The sequence below is a fragment of the Bacillus gobiensis genome (assembly GCF_001278705.1).
In the GTDB taxonomy this organism is placed as follows: Bacteria; Bacillota; Bacilli; order Bacillales; family Bacillaceae; genus Bacillus; species Bacillus gobiensis.
In genome coordinates this window covers 130441-147965 of the sequence record NZ_CP012600.1, presented here as the reverse complement: position 1 = coordinate 147965, position 17525 = coordinate 130441, and the positions used below count along the sequence as shown (strand labels likewise).

At 39.7% G+C, this 17525-nt stretch carries 14 protein-coding genes; 6 read left to right on the top strand and 8 right to left on the bottom strand.

Going from position 1 to position 17525, the window contains the following annotated elements:
* Positions 1-101 precede the first annotated feature (101 nt).
* Complete coding sequence (locus AM592_RS00680; RefSeq protein ID WP_053602000.1) at positions 102-1526, bottom strand: amino acid permease; 1425 nt, start codon at positions 1524-1526, stop codon at positions 102-104.
* Between the two features lie 360 nt (positions 1527-1886).
* On the opposite strand from AM592_RS00680, the gene AM592_RS00675 reads away from it, so the two are divergent.
* Both AM592_RS00675 and mmuM read left to right on the top strand, forming a co-directional pair.
* Positions 1887-2528, top strand: coding sequence for a GntR family transcriptional regulator (locus AM592_RS00675; protein WP_053601999.1), 642 nt, complete (start codon positions 1887-1889; stop codon positions 2526-2528).
* Between the two features lie 42 nt (positions 2529-2570).
* On the top strand, positions 2571-3563 hold the full coding sequence (mmuM, locus tag AM592_RS00670) for a homocysteine S-methyltransferase (protein WP_053601998.1): 993 nt from the start codon (positions 2571-2573) through the stop codon (positions 3561-3563).
* 221 nt (positions 3564-3784) lie between these two features.
* Here mmuM and AM592_RS00665 read toward each other — a convergent pair whose 3' ends face one another.
* The gene (locus tag AM592_RS00665; RefSeq protein WP_053601997.1) at positions 3785-4963 is read right to left on the bottom strand and encodes a trans-sulfuration enzyme family protein; all 1179 of its coding nucleotides are present in this window, start codon (positions 4961-4963) and stop codon (positions 3785-3787) included.
* Between the two features lie 279 nt (positions 4964-5242).
* Entirely contained in the window at positions 5243-7288 is a 2046-nt protein-coding gene (locus AM592_RS00660; protein WP_053601996.1) for a catalase, read from the bottom strand.
* 228 nt (positions 7289-7516) lie between these two features.
* Between AM592_RS00660 and AM592_RS00655 the strand changes: the two genes are divergently transcribed.
* Positions 7517-8971, top strand: coding sequence for a CapA family protein (locus tag AM592_RS00655; protein ID WP_053601995.1), 1455 nt, complete (start codon positions 7517-7519; stop codon positions 8969-8971).
* Between the two features lie 23 nt (positions 8972-8994).
* On the opposite strand, the gene AM592_RS00650 is transcribed toward AM592_RS00655, so the two are convergent.
* Together AM592_RS00650 and AM592_RS00645 are read right to left on the bottom strand one after the other, a co-directional pair.
* Complete coding sequence (locus tag AM592_RS00650; RefSeq protein ID WP_053601994.1) at positions 8995-9801, bottom strand: DUF817 domain-containing protein; 807 nt, start codon at positions 9799-9801, stop codon at positions 8995-8997.
* Positions 9802-9876: 75 nt separating this feature from the next.
* Positions 9877-11241 (bottom strand): aminotransferase-like domain-containing protein, encoded by a 1365-nt coding sequence (locus tag AM592_RS00645; protein ID WP_053601993.1) that lies wholly within the window; start codon positions 11239-11241, stop codon positions 9877-9879.
* Positions 11242-11354: 113 nt separating this feature from the next.
* On the opposite strand from AM592_RS00645, the gene blaOXA reads away from it, so the two are divergent.
* Together blaOXA and AM592_RS00635 are read left to right on the top strand one after the other, a co-directional pair.
* Positions 11355-12146 (top strand): class D beta-lactamase, encoded by a 792-nt coding sequence (blaOXA, locus tag AM592_RS00640; protein ID WP_053601992.1) that lies wholly within the window; start codon positions 11355-11357, stop codon positions 12144-12146.
* Positions 12147-12166: 20 nt separating this feature from the next.
* Positions 12167-12553: a hypothetical protein gene (locus AM592_RS00635; RefSeq protein ID WP_053601991.1), complete on the top strand. Its 387-nt coding sequence runs from the start codon at positions 12167-12169 to the stop codon at positions 12551-12553.
* Positions 12554-12557: 4 nt separating this feature from the next.
* On the opposite strand, the gene AM592_RS00630 is transcribed toward AM592_RS00635, so the two are convergent.
* Together AM592_RS00630 and AM592_RS00625 are read right to left on the bottom strand one after the other, a co-directional pair.
* Complete coding sequence (locus AM592_RS00630; RefSeq protein WP_225970310.1) at positions 12558-13040, bottom strand: VOC family protein; 483 nt, start codon at positions 13038-13040, stop codon at positions 12558-12560.
* 104 nt (positions 13041-13144) lie between these two features.
* Positions 13145-15328: a choice-of-anchor I family protein gene (locus tag AM592_RS00625; protein ID WP_053601990.1), complete on the bottom strand. Its 2184-nt coding sequence runs from the start codon at positions 15326-15328 to the stop codon at positions 13145-13147.
* A gap of 373 nt (positions 15329-15701) precedes the next feature.
* Between AM592_RS00625 and AM592_RS00620 the strand changes: the two genes are divergently transcribed.
* On the top strand, positions 15702-16499 hold the full coding sequence (locus tag AM592_RS00620) for a helix-turn-helix transcriptional regulator (RefSeq protein WP_053601989.1): 798 nt from the start codon (positions 15702-15704) through the stop codon (positions 16497-16499).
* An 86-nt stretch (positions 16500-16585) separates the two neighbouring features.
* Here AM592_RS00620 and AM592_RS00615 read toward each other — a convergent pair whose 3' ends face one another.
* Positions 16586-17506, bottom strand: coding sequence for an NAD(P)-dependent alcohol dehydrogenase (locus AM592_RS00615; RefSeq protein ID WP_053601988.1), 921 nt, complete (start codon positions 17504-17506; stop codon positions 16586-16588).
* Between the last annotated feature and the right edge of the window lie 19 nt (positions 17507-17525).

Genomic DNA, 17525 nt, shown 5'->3' with positions numbered 1-17525 from the left:
AATCATATCACCAATCATGTATAAAAAAATACAGAGAGGAGGTTCCTCTCTGTACACATTCTGTAAATTTATTTTTCTCCTTCCTTTTTTCGATAAGAGATTTATGATCGAATACTTGAAACTCCCTCTTTCAAGCTTAGTTTCCTCTTTAGAATGGCTTGTCTCATATAGTAAAAAATATAACATAAGGCAACAAATGGTATAGTATAAAATAATGCCATTCGTTGTGATGGATCAAAAACAACTAACACGCATGACAAGAAGCATAATACAAACGCTGCAATAGGTACAATTGGATACAAAGGCGTTTTGAATTTCAAATCCTTTATATTATTGCCCTCCTTCAAATAAGTACGACGGAACATAAATTGTGAAGCAGCGATACCCATCCATACAATTACCACTGCTAATCCAGAAATAGAAACTAATACGATATAAACGGTTTGAGCAGGTATAACACTAGAGATCAAAGATAACACTCCGCCAAAAGTGGTGACAATTAGCGCCTTCATCGGAATCCCATTTTTATTTACTTTTCCAAAGGCTTTCGAGATCATTTTTTCATTTGATAACGACCAAAGCATACGAGTGGCAGCATATAACCCGGAATTTGCGCATGATAGAATGGCAGTTAAAACAACAAAATTCATTATGGTACCGGCATATGGAATCCCTATGTTATTAAATACGGTGACAAATGGGCTTTGATCGACCCCTGCTTCCTTCCAAGGAATTAAGGCTGAAATAACAAATATGCTTCCTATAAAAAATACAATCAACCGTAAAACCGTTGTATGGATCGTTTTCGGGATTACTTTTTCCGGTTCAGCTGTTTCTCCAGAAGCTACACTAATTAATTCCGTACCCGAAAAAGCAAAGTTAACAGCCAGCATCGTCAGGAAAACAGCACCAAATCCATTCGGGAAAAGCCCATCTTTTACAAAATTAGTGAACAAAGGAGCTTCTGTGTACCCATCCACCGGGATAATACCAAATACCGCCAACCCACCAATTAATATGAACAAAATAATCGCTATCACTTTAATACTGGAAAACCAAAATTCTGTTTCTGCAAAAAAGCGGACAGAAAAAGCATTTAAGCAAAAAAGGAAAACAATAAAAAAGGCGCTCCATGCCCATACTGTTGTTGTCGGAAACCAGCTTTGCATAATTAAACCAGCGGCAGTAAATTCAGAACCAAGTGCCACTGTCCATGTTAACCAATAAAGCAATGCCATAGTAAAACCAGTTCCAGGGCCGATATATTTAGTGGCATATGTATGAAAAGAGCCGGTCATAGGCATTTTTACGGTTAATTCACCTAAACAGAGCATCACCAGATACACGATAACAGATCCAACGAGGTAAGCGAGCAGCGTACCTACCGGACCTGCTTGATTGATCGTGTACCCTGAACTAAGAAAAAGCCCTGTTCCTATGACACCTCCAAGTGAAATCATAAATAAATGCCTGCTTTTCATTGTTCGTTTTAATTGACCATCAGTTGTGTTTTTTGTCTCCAGCATCTGATTACTCCCTCTAATATTTCATATGGTATTAAAAAAACAGTACAAGCTATGAGTATAACAAAAATTCAGTAAAATAAAATTTCACTTCTGTCACAAATCAAAAAATAATACTAGAGCTAGTCAAATGGCTTCAAAGCTTTTCACCCTGTAATACTGTATATTGTATATTGTATTATTTAAGAAATTAACACTAATATAATGAATACACAACAAATAGGTCAGAAAATATAACAGCAAACGTTCTATACAGCAAAGATAAATTAGAAGGTAGTTTCTATAATAGAAGACTTCCTGTTTTCACAACAGATATATTATATAATGTATTTAATATTAAATCCATTTTGAGGAGGAAGAACGATTAAAAAGGTATATCAATCATTAAAAGACCATGTTTATGACTACATCGCCACTGAAATCCAAAATGGCACTTTACTTCCTAACCATAAAATTAATGAGGTTGAATTAAGCAAAAAATTAGAAGTCAGCCGAACCCCTGTGAGAGAGGCTTTGATCCAATTAGCTTCAGAGAATTATCTCGAGTATCTTCCCAGAAGAGGATTTATTGTAAAAGAACTTGATACAAAAAAGAAGCTCGATGTATTTAAAGTCGTCAGCGTACTGGATGCTTTAGCAGCTACCTTATCTTTGGAGCAAATTACGGAGAACGATATCAAAGAAATGGAAGAGTACACAAATAAAATAGACATTGCTATTTCAGAAAAAAACTATTCGGACTATCAAAAATATCAAAAAGAGTTCCATAATGTTTATCTTAAAAAATGCAACAATTCAACCCTTACAGATATTTTGGCGAGTTTGCAAAATAGTTTTGTCAGACAAGTTTATTCAAGCGATGATGAAGGCAAACTTTTTTCCGTGTCAAAGCAAATGAATGAGGATCATAGAGAAATCATCATGCATTTTAAAAAGCAAGATGGAAATCAATTAGAGCATCTGATTAAGAAGCATTGGGAAATTAAACATAAAGACATGATTTAGCTTCAAATTAGTGATTGTAATTCTGAAGAAGGTGGAGGTTTGATGGACGATAATCGAATTCAACAAATGATTAAACAATTTCAAGTCGTATTATTAGATGGAGCAATGGCAACAGAAATTGAGAAAAAAGGTCTGGATATTAAAGATGATTTATGGTCTGCCAAAGCCATTATCGATACACCCGATTTAATTAAGGAAGTCCACCTTGACTATTTTAAAGCCGGAGCAGATATCGCAACGACAAACACTTATCAGGCCAACATCGAAGGGTTTAAAAAACATGGATGGACCGATGAAGACGCGAGGCACCTTATGACAAAAGCTGTATTGCTGGCGAAAGAGGCACGTGATGAATTCTGGACAAGCCTGACGAAACAAGAGAAGCTAGCAAGACCTTATCCATTAGTTGCCGGCAGCATCGGCCCGTACGGAGCATTTCTTGCAGACGGCTCGGAGTATACAGGAAAATATGATTTATCCATAGAAGAGTTTCAGCAATTTCATTTATCTCGAATGAAGTTATTAAAAGAGGCTGGGATTGATATATTTGCTTTTGAAACCATTCCCCATTTTCACGAAAGCATGGCTCTTGCCCAGTTACTTGAAACAGCTTTTCCGGACACCTCAGCATGGATTTCGTTCAGTATTGCAAATGATCAGCAACTTTGCGATGGAACTGCACTGGATGAGGCTGCGTCTTATTTTAATCAACATTCTAATATTTGTGCAATCGGCGTTAATTGTACTTCAGTCTCGCGTATTCCAAAGGTGATATCAAACCTGAAAAATGTGACGACGAAACCAATCATTATTTATCCGAATTCAGGTGAACAATATGACCCTCAAACAAAATCGTGGTCTAAGGAACAACAGTATGAAAATTTCGGCGTTATTTCAAAGGACTGGTATAAAAATGGAGCAAGTTTAATAGGCGGCTGTTGCAGAACAACCCCGAAAGATATTCGTCATATTAAAGAATGGGCCCGTGATAAAAATATGGGAGATGGTTCGAACAACAAGTTGAAGTTTCTTTAAAGAGGATTGGACACGAAAATAAAATTATTAGGTCCAGTTCTCTTTTAATTCTTTACCTACAAATACACTAAAAAACCGGCATGAGTTCAATTAAATCTGACCCATGCCGGTTTTTAACTAGAGCACTTCCCCCTTTAAGTTTTTTCTATAAACTATTTGTCTTCCGTAATTGCCACGAGGGTATCTTTAATGTTTGGCTTTTTTACTTGAAAAGTTTCTGATTAAATAAGATTTAAAACCTTATCGAATTCAGAAATGAGATCATCTATATTTTCAAGACCTGTAGATATCCGAATTAAACCTTTCGAAATTCCTGCTTGTTTGAGCTCGTTATCGCTTAAATTCCGATGAGAAGTGATAGCTGGTGAACAAACAGACGTTTTCACATCTGCCAAACTAGGCACGAATTTTATTCCTTCTAAGTTGTCAATAAAAGTTCGATAGCTTTCGTCGTTTCCTTTTAGGTCTACTGATAACATGCCGCCATATAGCTCATTGTTAAAAAAAGAACTAGCCGGATTGAATGAAGGAGACGATTGCAGCCCCGGATAATAGACCTTATTGATTTTTGGATGGCCCTCAAAGAAATCAGCTAATTTCAAAGCATTGTTAGAATGTTCTCTCATTCGCAGCTCCAACGTTTTTAAGCTTCGAATAAGAATCCAAGCATCAAACGGACTTATACAGCCGCCATAAAGCGTCCCTACCTTATCAATGGCACTAATCGTCTCTTTGTTCGATACGACAATGCCGCCAGTTACATCGCCGTGTCCGCATAAATACTTTGTAGCACTATAGACAACAATGTCTGCTCCAAGATTTAATGGTTGACAAACTATAGGTGTGGCAAACGTATTATCAACTACTAATTTCGCGTGATAATCATGAGCGATATTCGCTATTTCCGTCAAATTATCCACAGCCATCATCGGGTTTGAAATCGTTTCTGTATAGACCAGTTTCGTTTTTGGTGTGAAATACTGCTCCCAATTGTCATTAGAAAAATCAACAAAGGTGACATCAATATTGAATTTTTTTAATTGATATTTTAAAAATTCATAAGTTTCACCGTATAACACATGAGATGCCAATACATGGTCACCTGAATGCAGGTGAGTGATTAAAGTTGAAGTAATTGCTGCCATCCCTGAAGAGAAAACGAGAGCGTCTTCCCCTTCGTCTATTGAAAACATGACTTCTTTTAGTGCTTCATGAACAGGATTTGTCATTCTTGAATAAATAAAGCCTTCCGCATCACCGTTGTAAACTTTATTTAAACTTTCAACATCGTCAAAAGCAAATACCGAACTCATAGTGATCGGAATGTTTTCTGGCACTGATAATGATGTTGGATTATGGCTGCCTAATCTTGTAACCATTGTCTTAAAGTTTTGATTCATTTTATCTCCTCCTAAGTGTCATCTAATTTTGAAAAAAATTCTTAATTTTATTGCTTTACATATACAAAATACATTTCCTTGCAACAGCAAAAGAATATAACATTGTATATTGTATATTGTATAATTTATATTTTATTAATTTACCACTCTTATTATTAATCTTCAATTTCCTCTATAAAAACTTATAAATCTATTATATTTTTTCTTTGAAAAAGCATTCGCTGTCAATGTCTACTCTAAGCCAAAATCAAATGAAAAAAGAGAGGATTTCCCTCTCTTTTAAACGATTTGTCGATCCCAAAATCGATGGGCTGTAATCGCCTCGATGAATTCTTCCGCAAATCCGCTGCTATTTTCTCCAACGACTACTCCTTTACTGTTCTCAACCTCTTTTTTTATCCATGTTTTTCCTTCATGAGTAACACCGATCGGCTTAAAGTGTAGAAAGGCTTCATTAATAAAGGAGGATGCATCCTGATAAAATGCTTTATTTTTCGCTATCCCTCCAGCTGCATAGATGGCGTCAAATAAGACGGAATCAGCTGTTAGGAACGTATGCGCCGCTTCCAGCTCCGAGTTATCTGAGCCTTTTACTATTCCCAGCTTTTCGCTAATGATTTCCGGTTGGATGCCCTCGGCTTTTAACGAGTCAAGGATGGATGAGACTTCAGGTCCGTTAAAATCATTGGCGATGATCACACTGACCTTCCGTGTTGCCGGTTTTTTCTTTGTGTTTTCCATGCTGAGTGCAGGCGAGGATTTTGTCACCTGCGAACCTTCGCTTGAAGGCGGGTTCGCCCCGATCGCTTCCGCAAAGCCTGTCGCTAATTCCAGGCTCACATTTGCAAACATGTCTACTACCTGCTGCTGAACAGATTTGCTTTTCACTTTCCCAAGCTCAAAGCTGAATGCATCAATGATATGCTGCTTTTCTGCATCACTCATGCTGTTCCAAAACATCGCCGCTTGAGAAAAATGATCTTCAAAGCTTTTACTTCTGGCCCGCACTTTACGACCTTCTACTTTTTCCTGGTAATGCACATAGCCGCCTTCTTCTTCACTTGCAGGCGATGGTGTATTGGCCGCAAGTGAATTCCGGTGATAGCTCACTTGACCTTTGTTAATCGTTTGTCTTCCATAACCGTCACGCTGATTGTTGTGGAACGGACAAACGGGTCTGTTAATCGGCAGCTCATGGAAATTCGGGCCGCCAAGGCGGATTAATTGCGTATCTGTATAAGAAAACAGGCGGCCTTGCAATAACGGGTCATTTGAAAAATCTATGCCCGGCACCACACTTCCTGGATGAAATGCGACTTGCTCCGTTTCCGCAAACACATTGTCAACGTTGCGATTCAGCGTCATTTTTCCAATGATCTTAACAGGTACGTCTTCTTCCGGCCAAAGCTTCGTTGGATCGAGAATATCAAAGTCAAAGTTAAATTCATCTTCTTCCTTAATAATCTGCACTCCAAGCTCGTATTCCGGATAATCTCCATTGTCAATCGCCTCCGACAAATCCCGGCGATGAAAGTCAGGATCCTTTCCGGAGATTTTTTGCGCTTCATCCCATACGAGAGAATGTGAACCAAGCACTGGCTTCCAATGAAATTTCACAAAGTGGGCTTTTCCTTCGTCATTGACTAATCGGAAGGTATGCACCCCAAAGCCCTCCATCATTCGGAAGCTTCTTGGAATTGCCCGATCCGACATTGTCCACATCACCATATGGGCCGATTCCTGATTGTTGGCGACAAAATCCCAAAATGTATCATGTGCAGATGCAGCCTGCGGAATCTCATTATGAGGTTCTGGTTTGACTGCATGAATTAGATCAGGAAATTTAACAGCATCTTGAATAAAAAAGACAGGGATGTTGTTGCCTACTAGATCATAGTTCCCTTCTTCTGTATAAAACTTCGTCGCAAAACCGCGCGCGTCACGGACTGTTTCAGCCGATCCCCGTGAGCCGGCCACAGTTGAAAAACGGACGAAAACCGGTGTTTTCACAGAAGGATCCTGCAGAAATTTTGCCTTCGTAAATTCCTTCATTGATTCATAAACTTGAAACTCTCCATGGGCTGCAAAACCACGGGCATGTACAATCCGCTCGGGAATCCGCTCATGATCAAAATGCGTCATTTTTTCACGGAAATGAAAATCCTCCATCAACGTTGGTCCTCGTTCACCTGCTTTTAAGGAAAACTCATCCTCCGATACCTTTACTCCTTGATTCGTTGTCAGCTTTTTGCCTTCATCATCAACACGGAACGTTTCCAACTGCTCGTTTTTACTGTTTTCGTTCACTTTGCGGTCATTGCTCATTCGGTAGGTTCCTCCTTATGTAAAAGCATATTTGTCATCCTGTACCCGACTGAGCCCTCTGGCAAACATCATAATAAGCGAAAAATAAAAACAGGCTTTCATAGGAACCTGCCCACTGAGGTTTCTACCAATCTCTACATTTGTTAAATCCTGATAGACATATTGATATGATCATAGTACTATTCTCTTAAACACACTCTTAATCCTGACAAAACAGAAAAATTTTGGATGAGGCACTATCAATCCCTATTCATTATTTTTATTTTTGCATTGGGAGTTACTGGAGTTTTAACGGTAAGACAATTTCAAAATCAGCAGGCTTCAGCGCCAAAGGATCGAGTAGTTCAAACCAAGCAGGCAACAGATAAAGATGTCGAAAAACTATCGATACGTTCGGCGGAGATATTAGATAACCTTGCAGAAACCGGCGGAGCTGCAAAAGCTCAGAAGCAGCTGGAGGATTTGTTGAAGAGTACGGATCAATACTCCCTTCAAGATGATCCGAAAAGCAATTACATAAAAAAACTGACAGCATGTTTGGAAGCCCTTCAATCTTATGCACACGGGAATTCGGATGAAAAGGCGTTAGGTCATGTCTATCCCGACTATGTTTCCGCTATAACTCAATTAAAAAAGGAAGTTCCGGACATCCAGCTAAGCGAGCCGACCCAATATCAATGGTTTTACGCTGCAGCGGCTTCATACGAACAGGGACGAAAGCAAGAAGGTGAAATGACACTGACCATGGTAGGAGACACCTCCTTCGGTACTTACCCGGAGACGCCGGAGCATTTGAAATTTGACAATGTCTTCGCCAAAAACAATGGCGATAATTTGTATGTCTTCAAAAATTGTCTTCCTTGGTTCAACTCTGATGATTTCACAATTATCAATACGGAAAGCGCCTTTACATCGGCAACTAAGGCTGAAAATAAGATGTGGCGGATTAAGAGCGACCCGGAACACGTTGCTTTTTTGCCGGCAAGCGGTGTCGAGGCAGCAAATCTCGCAAATAATCACACGATGGATTATTTCGAAGTCGGGTACAAAGATACACTCGCGGCTTTTAAAGCAAATGATACAGACGTTTTTAACGATGGAATGCCGCTTGTTCAGACGATAGGCGGTATCGAAACGATTTTTCTAGGCTATGATTGCCGAATGAGCCAATTTTCCGCAGACTATTTGGCGCGAATCGAGCGCGAAGTAAAGCAATATAAACGACCAGATAATTTGGTGATCGTAAATATGCATTGGGGTGTTGAATATCGTGAAACACCGGTTGATTACCAGAAACAATTCGGTCGGGCCATTATAGACGCAGGAGCAGATATTATCATGGGATCCCACCCTCATCGGCTGGAAAGCGTAGAGCTTTATAATGACAAATACATCGTATATAGTATGGGTGACTTTGCATTTGGTGCTGATCCTACCTTACTTTCACGGATGACCTCCATGTTCCGATTGCATTTTGCAAAAGAAAACAGTGAAGTGGTCATGAAGAGAATGACGATCGTACCTACTTTAGAAAATTCAGATGGCAGCACAACAGAAAATAATTATCAGCCGCTTCCTGTCTTTGGCAAAGAAGCAGAGAAAATCGTAAATGAACTTGTTCGAATCAGCACACCAGTTGAAAACGGCGTCACGTCTTATGATTATTTTGATCCTTTCCTATAAAAAGAGACTGGCTCAGGATCGCGTTATACGTTTTTGAGCCAGCTTTTGTACGTGTTACTCTTCACTTCTTCACGTTTCCCTTTCAACCGTTTTAACAGCGCCACAATCATAATGCTCACGATTACCAGCAAAAGCCACGAGCTGATTTTCCCAATATGGACAAGACTCCATGTTTGTTCTTGGTTCGGATAAGCCCATGCACCAAAAAACGTGGCAATGTTTTCGGCAATCCAGATAAAAAAGCCGATAAGCACAAATGACAAAGACAGCGGCATCGGATAGGTCGTATTATTAACCGTGAAATAAACGAATGTCCGTAAGAATAAAAGGATGACCAGTACTTTTAACACCCAGCGCAAATCAGGGATAAAATGGTGGGTAAAAAAGTTAAAATAAACGGCCGCACTAAGAATCACAACGAGCCAAGACGGCGGCCAATTCCTGATTCGCAAATCAAACCTTCTCCATGCCTGGCAAATATAGCTCGCCACACTTGCGTACATAAAGCCGCTGTACAACGGCACGCCAAAAAATTTTGTCCATCCTTCTTCCGGATAGACCCAAGATCCCATATGTACTTTATAAAGCTCCAATGCCAGTCCGATGAGGTGAAACACACAAATCACTTTCAGCTCATCGATCGTTTCATACTTAAAGACGATCATAAGGATCTGTGTCATTAAGCAAATGAATAAAATCAAATCATAGCGGGGGATAAATGGAATTTCGACGAATTTGGTAACAGCCAGCGCCAGAAAAATAACTAGCGGAAACAGGCAAGATCGAGCCTGCTGAAAGCCAAAATGCAATAGGTTGATGAAGTGTCTCAAACGAATACTCCTTAAGATTGATATGTTTATACACTTAATTACGACGATGTATTATTGTGTATGGTTTCAAGAATATCAAAATACTTTCATAATTTGCTTTTTCTTAATCAGCTCCATAATTCCCTCGGCAATTTTTTGTACCCCCGCACTGATCCATTCATCCCGAACTTGAGAAACACTAAGTCTCACAACATTATCTTTTTTGAATTCCGGTAAGTACATTTTTGCAGCATTGTCCACAAGCACATTCACCTGTTTTAATTGATCGATCAGCTGATAAGCTTTTAGATTATTGGATAATTCGATTGTTGAGTAAAAGCCGGATAATGATCCTGAATAAGTAGCGGAAGGCGGCAAATACTCGTTGTATGCTTTTTGCAAAATTATTCCTTTTTTCCGATACTTATTCCTTAACTTTTTTACATGGGCTGCAAACATTCCGTTCTTCAAATAGATTTCAAGAGCACCCTGTGTAAGTACCGGCGTATGTATATCCGCGGCAAATTTGGCACGCAAAAAATCCTTTTTCATCGTCTCAGGAATAACAGTTAATCCGAGCCTCAAGCCTGGCAGCATAATTTTCGAAAAGCTTTTTGTATAAATAATTCTCCCTGAAGTGTCGTAGGCAAACATTGGATCCTGCTTCAGGTCGGGATCAAGATCTCCCATATAGTCATCTTCAATGATATACACATCATAGGTTCGAGCTAATTCTACGATTCTTTTCTTTTCTGTATTGGTATAGCTGTTTCCGGTAGGATTATGAAATCGTGAAACTGTATAGAAAAACTTGATGTCTTGATGTTTAAATATTTCCTCTAATCGATCCAAATCGATTCCGGAGCTCGTTCGCTCGATTCCGACAGCAACAGCGTTCTGGAGTCTGAGAGATTCGATAAAACTGGCATGAGTAGGCTGTTCGACGCAAATATTCTTCTTTCCGTTTGGAAAAGGCAGAGAAACAAAGAGATGAAGCGCCTGCTGAGAGCCGGTAACAACTGCTATTCTTTCGGGTACGGTAAATACCTGGAGATCTTGCAATTGATCGGCCAGCTGTTCGCGGAGCGAATACAAGCCTTGAAGCTCTGAATATGTAAACATATCTTCTTTATACGTTTCAATTGCCTGGTTGATGCAGTGCTGAAAGTCTAGATAAGGCATTGCCTGTTTATCAGGGCCGGCAGACAAAAAATCAATCGTAATCTTCTCTTTACTTCCCTCTCTTCGAAAAAGAAAGTCCTCCACCACGTAAAAACCGCTCTTAGGTACAGAATATATCAAATGTGATTTTTCCATTTTCTGATATGCTTTGATGACTGTATTTTTACTGAAGGAAAATTCTTCCGATAAAGCCCTAATGGATGGCAGCTTACTTCCCGGCTTCAAATAGCCATCCGCTATTCGTTTTTCAATCTCCTTCACAATCATGGCATATTTCATATATTCATCCTCCTCATCTGTATGGGTACAGAACAAGAAAACAATCATTTAGATTATTACGTGTATAAGTATACTTGAAATTGCAGTCTAATAGATGACAAGGAGGATGCGTGATGAAAAAAACAAAGGTGCTGGTTCTTTTTCTAATCGTACTAATGATTACAGGATCGACAGGCAGCCTATTGGCAAGTGCTGAAGCTCCTAGGGCGAAGGAGCTTAAAGTTGATGAATTGTTCAATGGAAAAGAAGGGACAATGGTCATAAAAAATCTGAAATCTGATAAAATGTATATCTATAATGATGAGAGAAGCAAGATTCGGTTTACGCCAGAGTCTACCTTTAAAGTTCCGAATGCGTTGATAGGGCTTGAAGAAAAGGCAGTAAAAGATGAATATGAAGTGAAAAGATGGGACGGCGTGGTCAGAGAGTTTGAGACTTGGAATACAGACCACTCGTTAGCTTCAGCAATGAGGTACTCAGCTATATGGTTTTATCAGGATATGGCCCGAGATATAGGAATGGAAAGAATGCAGCAAAACCTGCTTAAAATCAGCTATGGAAACAATGATATTTCCGGGGGAATTGATACATTCTGGCTGAACAGCAGCTTGAAAATCTCTGCCCAGGAACAGGTAGAATTTGTAGAAAAGCTGGTCAAAGAGGATCTCCCATTCATGGAGCAAAACCTTAAAACAGTCAAAAGAATGATGATAGACAATGAGCAAGATACTTACACCATCCACGGGAAAACAGGTACTAGATTGTCAGACTTGGGACTTGGCTGGTATATCGGATTTGTAGAGACGAAAAAAGGAACATGGGTATTTGCTACAAACGTCGACGGAAGTGGAACAACAGCAAAAAATATTACTCTTGAATGTTTAAAGAAGCTGAAAATCATATAAGAAAGTGAAAGGAAACCCTTATGCGTTATAGCGGATTGGTTCGTTTTATAGGAATTGCAATGGGAATTACTTTACTATTAAGTACAGGATTTCTCGTATTTCTTGCTTTATTAGGATATGGACTCGGGAATGCCTTGAATTCGGGGCATAATGACTTCCCTAGTCAAGAACTGGCAGCATGTATTCCTTTGGGATTTCTCGGATTGTTGACAATATTTATTTCTGTTTTGAAACGAAAAAGAAGTACGCCGTTTATTTTTGGCACTAGTGCTTTATTGATATTTGCTCTCTCGTTGCAAGTCAATGAAGCAACGGGAGCTTGGACAATGGAGATGGCAATGCTCGTTTTTTCTTTCGCATCATGTTACCTGGCATTTCAAACTTGGAAGGAAAATAAATCAGCATGAAGTTCTAATCTCTATTCGCATACATCTGTTCAGTACTATGTGAATATACTTCGATCATATTACCGAAAGGGTCTTTGCAATACACTAGATAATACGGTTTTCCAGGGTAGGTATTCCAAGTCTTGCTGATTCGTTCTCCGCCATTATCAACTATTTTTCTCGCTAACGCATCTACGTCCTTATAAACGACACAAATGTGAAAATAGCCCGGGCTCCAGACTGGATTCTTATCGGCTCCTTCAGTTTTCGGTACATCAAATTCAAAGAGTTCAATACCTACCTGATTGGATGCGCTCATATGGGCGTTTCTTTTTTTCTTCACATTCGGTCCAAACAAATCCTGCCCCATGCTGTCAGGCTCTGCTTCTTCCGCTTTCATCGTGTAAGGTCCGGCTATCAGTTCAAATCCTAACACGTTCTCGTACCACTGGATTCCTTTATCCAGGTCTGGTACTGTCAATCCAATATGGGTGATAGCAACCATCATGTATTCCTCTCTTTCTAGATTTAGATATATTATGTTATACCCTGATGATTGGCAAAATGAACGTGAGAAAAAAGCAGATCCAGCTGAATCTGCTTTTTTCTGCGTTATTCATTTATCTTTTTTCGTTTATAACCTATGAACAGAACTCCGCCTGCTGCTATGATTACCAGTCCCCACAATAGAAATTGGTAGTGATTGGTCGCTGTATCAGGTAATTCATTGTTGCTGGTTTCAGTATTTTCCGTTTGATCATTGCTCTCATTGTTCGGTGTCTCATTATTATCTGTGTTTGTATTCGTGTCCGGATTTTTAGTATTTGTTTCTTCTTCGTTAACCGGATCTGGTTTTTTATTCTCTTCATCCTTGTTGTCATCTTTGTTGTCATCAATTGGTGCCGGAGCTTTCGTTACCGTAATTTCTGCTGCGGCGCTATGTTTTCCATCGGCTGTAAGAGCTGTGATTGTTGCAGTCCCTTCTCCTACCGCTGAAACCATTCCTTTATTCGTAACGGTTGCTACCTTATCATCTGAGCTCATCCAAGTAAGCTCCTTGCTCTCCGTAGTATCTTCAGGCTGAATGCTTGCAGTCAGCTGTAAAGTCTTGCCGATTTCAAGCTTTGCCGATGTTTGGTTAAGTGTTATACTTTCAATCGGCTTAACAGGATCCACTTGTACTTCATTAACAGCAACCGTTCCGCTTACTTCATTTCCTGCCAATACGAGCGGACGTCCTGTCGGGCTGGCTTCGGCAGAAACAAAATCAAGTCCTTCCGGTGCAACATCCCCTGCTATCTTATCTGAAAAATCTCTCGTATTTAGATAGTTTGCAAATTTTCCGTTCGCAGGATTTGAAATGTTATAGGCCATGACACCGCTGATTCTTTCCAATCCGACAAAAGCGAACAGCTCATCACCAATCATGCCGACCTTTAAATCTTCAGGTTCCGGACCTTTTTTCGCACTTCGCTTGTCCATTTCATCATCATCATTTGACCAGTTAAACACTTCCGGATACCGTTCCGCAGTAATTTTCTCAAAATCGCTTCCGCTGTCATACACAAGCTCCATCGTATCAGCGTTCCAAATAGAGAATGAACGCCCGCCCAATGTATAAACTGCATTGTTCCCCCGGTCTGTCAATACTTCCAGCTTATCGTAATCAGAGGATTTTTTCATTTTATCAAGTGCAGCCTGTGCTTCTGATTCAGTCATTCCTTTAAACAAATCACTTTGAAGGATGATGCTTTCTTTTATATCTTCAAAGTCTGCGATATTTTCAAACTCTTCCCATTCAGTTGCATCGCCTTCGTTCCCTGTTACAAGATAATTAACACCGCCGATCGAAATATATTGAACAGAATCCGGCATGTATGCACCGAGAAGAGGAAGATTTTCAATCTCAATTTTGCCATTTCTCGCCGCATCTAGCTCATTTCCCGGCAGCGAGTGATCTTTATAGCCTAACGACTTTACAGAATCCACTTTGCCGTTAGCAACATCAATTGTTGCAATTGCATTATTTTCTTGCAACGTAACATATGCCTTTTTCCCATCAGTAGACAAAGCTATGTATTCAGGCTCGAAATCATTGACAGCTTCCTTGTTGCGGATATGTACGTCATCATCGATCACACTTGGATTGTCAAATTTAACGACGTTACTTTTGCCTGTTTCATAGTTTACTATTGTGACAGAGCCTTGAGGATCAACGCCATTTTCAAGCCCTTCTCTCGGTTCTGCTTCATCTGCCGTTAAAATATACTTTCCGTCTGAAGAGATTTTCACCATATCCGGCTGAACGCCAGTATTAAAGGTCTTTATAATTTTCCCATCATAATCCATGACGGCAATCTTGCCATTTTTCGTATAATCTTTATCTTGTACAGCTGCTACAATAATTTTTTCCTTTTGATTCACGTCAATACTTGTTAAGTCACCATATGTAAAGCTATCTGTATTTACCGCAGCCGCGATATTAATCGATTTCTCTTTTTGCAATTGCTGATCTTTTTGAGAAGTAAGACCGGACAGGCTCACGATATCAATGGTTTGGTTTTTGCCATTGATCACATAAAATTTCTTATTAGCAGAATTATACTTAACAATTTCGGCTACCCCACCCTCTTCATCGGTGAGGCCCGTTTTGTAACCAGCGATTTTTTCAACTTCCATCGTATTCGAAAACGAAGGACCTGCCGCATTTGCAGATAGATTCGTTGAAAATAAAAAAGTACCTGCTAAAGATAGAGCACCAATACTATGTAAAATCTTGTTTCTCGAGTTTTTCATCTTTCGCCTCCTGAAATAATTCGGCCTATCTTCGATCCATTCAAAAAGGCCTATAAAAAGACTAGATGAAAATCTTGTCAGAAAATACAATAATTTTGTAATTAATTTGTAAATTTTCCGTGAATGAAGGAGAAATATTTATCCCTATCCATTTAGTTATTAAAAAGACTGCAATACTTTTAGATTCACCAAAATTTCAAGTAGCTTAAAATAAAGAAAGATAACGCGCAATATTTGAAAACGCTATCACATGGGATTTACAATTAATTTATAGCATGACTATATAAAGGAGCCTTTGGACCTTTTAATAGGTAAGCAATTGGGTTGCTGCTGGATACTTGCTGGAAGGCAGAAATCGAAAGGAGTAGAAATTATGACTGACCGATATTCAGAAATAGACGAGGTAATCTCATATATTCATCAAAATATTTTTGAACCCATTTCTCTTTCTCGGTTGGCTGGTCATGTAGCTTATAGTCCGTACCATCTCACGCGCATTTTTAAAGAAAGAATTGGACTCCCGCCATTATACTATGTTTCTTCCCTTCGTCTGCAAAAGGCAAAAGAAATGTTATTGCGGACTGATTTAAGTGTGCGAGATATCGGGTTGGACATCGGTCAACAAAGTCTGGGGACATTTACCACTCGATTTACGGAACGGGTAGGTGTGACGCCGTCTCAGTTTCGCAACTCGACACAGCAAGCTGACAACCACTTTCAATCCTTAAAGAGGCTCAGCGATTGGCAAATGTCATATCCTGCTGCAACTCAGCATGTCAGAGTAGTAGAAGGGACTGTCCAAGCAGAAATTCCTTTTGAGGGCGTCATCCTAATCGGCTTATTCCCTAAACCAATTCCTGAAGGCCCCCCATTATACGGAACGCTGCTTCCTTCTTTGGGTAATTTTTGCTTTCCGAACGTTAAACCGGGCACTTATTACCTTATGGCGACATCGATACCCTGGGGGATGCAGCCTACGGATATTCTACTTCCATATTCAACCTTACGTACCCGATCAAAGGAGCCGATCATCGTTGATCACGATACTTCACTTTTACATCAAAAGGTTATGCTTCGTGCTCCCCGCTTGGACGATCCGCCAATCCTGATTTCTCTTCCACTGTTGATGAATAATTACCTTAAACGAGTTCGCCAAATTAGCAATCAATAAAAAATCAAATGAAATGTCGCAAGTTAGACTAGTTTGGAAACATAATGACCAAGACTGGCGCTGTCGAGTCCAAAGCTTTGTTAAGTTTAGTCTTGATCATCCAAAGTAATAACTACATTTCCCTTTTTGTGTCCTTTTTCTACATATCTATGAGCCTCGGGTATTTGTTCCAGCGGATAGCGTTTATCAATGACCGGTTTTATCTTTCCTGACTCTATAAGCTCTTTGAGGAAAATTAAATCTTCAGTTCGTTCCTTTGCTATCCCCTGCCCTTCAACTGATACATATGTCCCATTCGGAGTCAGTGCTTTCTTGCAATTTGATTTTGAGATTTTCCCTACTGCATCAAAGATGAGATCATAACGTTCTTCTCTTTTTGAAAAATCCTCTTTCGTATAATCTATTACCTTATCGGCTCCAAGCGATTTCACCAATTCAAAATTTGCAGCACTGCATACCCCGGTAACTTCTGTCCCAAAGCATTTAGCAAGCTGTACCGCGGAAGTCCCTACTGCACCGGAAGCCCCATAAATAAGAACTTTTTGTCCGTCCCGGATATTTCCTTTTCTAAGAAAATGCAGTGCTGAGGTTCCCCCAAAAGAAACAGCAGCTGCTTCCTCATAGGTCACATTAACAGGTTTTAATGCCACAGCCCTGTTTTCAGACAAACACGTGTATTCGGCATAAGCCCCAAAATTCATTCCCGTCATGGCAAAAATTTGGTCACCTACTTTAAATTGTTTCACACTCTTCCCAATTTCCTCTATCTCCCCAGCTAGCTCCACGCCAAGTATTGGTTTTCTCGGTTTTCTCAGACCCAAAAATATTCGCATGGGGACCCATAACAAAAGAGGACAATTGAACCTCCTGACTCTTATGTCCCCTGAAGCTACTGTTGTTGCATGAACTCTTACCAGTATTTCATTGTCCTTTGGAGCAGGTTTTTCTACCTCTTTGAGTTTCAGAACATCGGGTGAACCGTATTTTGTGCAAACAATTGCTTTCATAACTATCCTCCTTAATTTC

What these genes read in the sequence shown, in the direction of transcription:
- AM592_RS00615 (WP_053601988.1), bottom strand. Translation starts at nt 17,506, where the DNA reads ATGAAAGCAATTGTTTGCACAAAATACGGTTCACCCGATGTTCTGAAA.
- blaOXA (WP_053601992.1), top strand. Translation starts at nt 11,355, where the DNA reads ATGAAAAAAACAAAGGTGCTGGTTCTTTTTCTAATCGTACTAATGATT.
- mmuM (WP_053601998.1), top strand. Translation starts at nt 2,571, where the DNA reads ATGGACGATAATCGAATTCAACAAATGATTAAACAATTTCAAGTCGTA.
- AM592_RS00655 (WP_053601995.1), top strand. Translation starts at nt 7,517, where the DNA reads ATGAGGCACTATCAATCCCTATTCATTATTTTTATTTTTGCATTGGGA.
- AM592_RS00630 (WP_225970310.1), bottom strand. Translation starts at nt 13,040, where the DNA reads ATGATGGTTGCTATCACCCATATTGGATTGACAGTACCAGACCTGGAT.
- AM592_RS00660 (WP_053601996.1), bottom strand. Translation starts at nt 7,288, where the DNA reads ATGAGCAATGACCGCAAAGTGAACGAAAACAGTAAAAACGAGCAGTTG.
- AM592_RS00620 (WP_053601989.1), top strand. Translation starts at nt 15,702, where the DNA reads ATGACTGACCGATATTCAGAAATAGACGAGGTAATCTCATATATTCAT.
- AM592_RS00665 (WP_053601997.1), bottom strand. Translation starts at nt 4,963, where the DNA reads ATGAATCAAAACTTTAAGACAATGGTTACAAGATTAGGCAGCCATAAT.
- AM592_RS00680 (WP_053602000.1), bottom strand. Translation starts at nt 1,526, where the DNA reads ATGCTGGAGACAAAAAACACAACTGATGGTCAATTAAAACGAACAATG.
- AM592_RS00645 (WP_053601993.1), bottom strand. Translation starts at nt 11,241, where the DNA reads ATGAAATATGCCATGATTGTGAAGGAGATTGAAAAACGAATAGCGGAT.
- AM592_RS00635 (WP_053601991.1), top strand. Translation starts at nt 12,167, where the DNA reads ATGCGTTATAGCGGATTGGTTCGTTTTATAGGAATTGCAATGGGAATT.
- AM592_RS00625 (WP_053601990.1), bottom strand. Translation starts at nt 15,328, where the DNA reads ATGAAAAACTCGAGAAACAAGATTTTACATAGTATTGGTGCTCTATCT.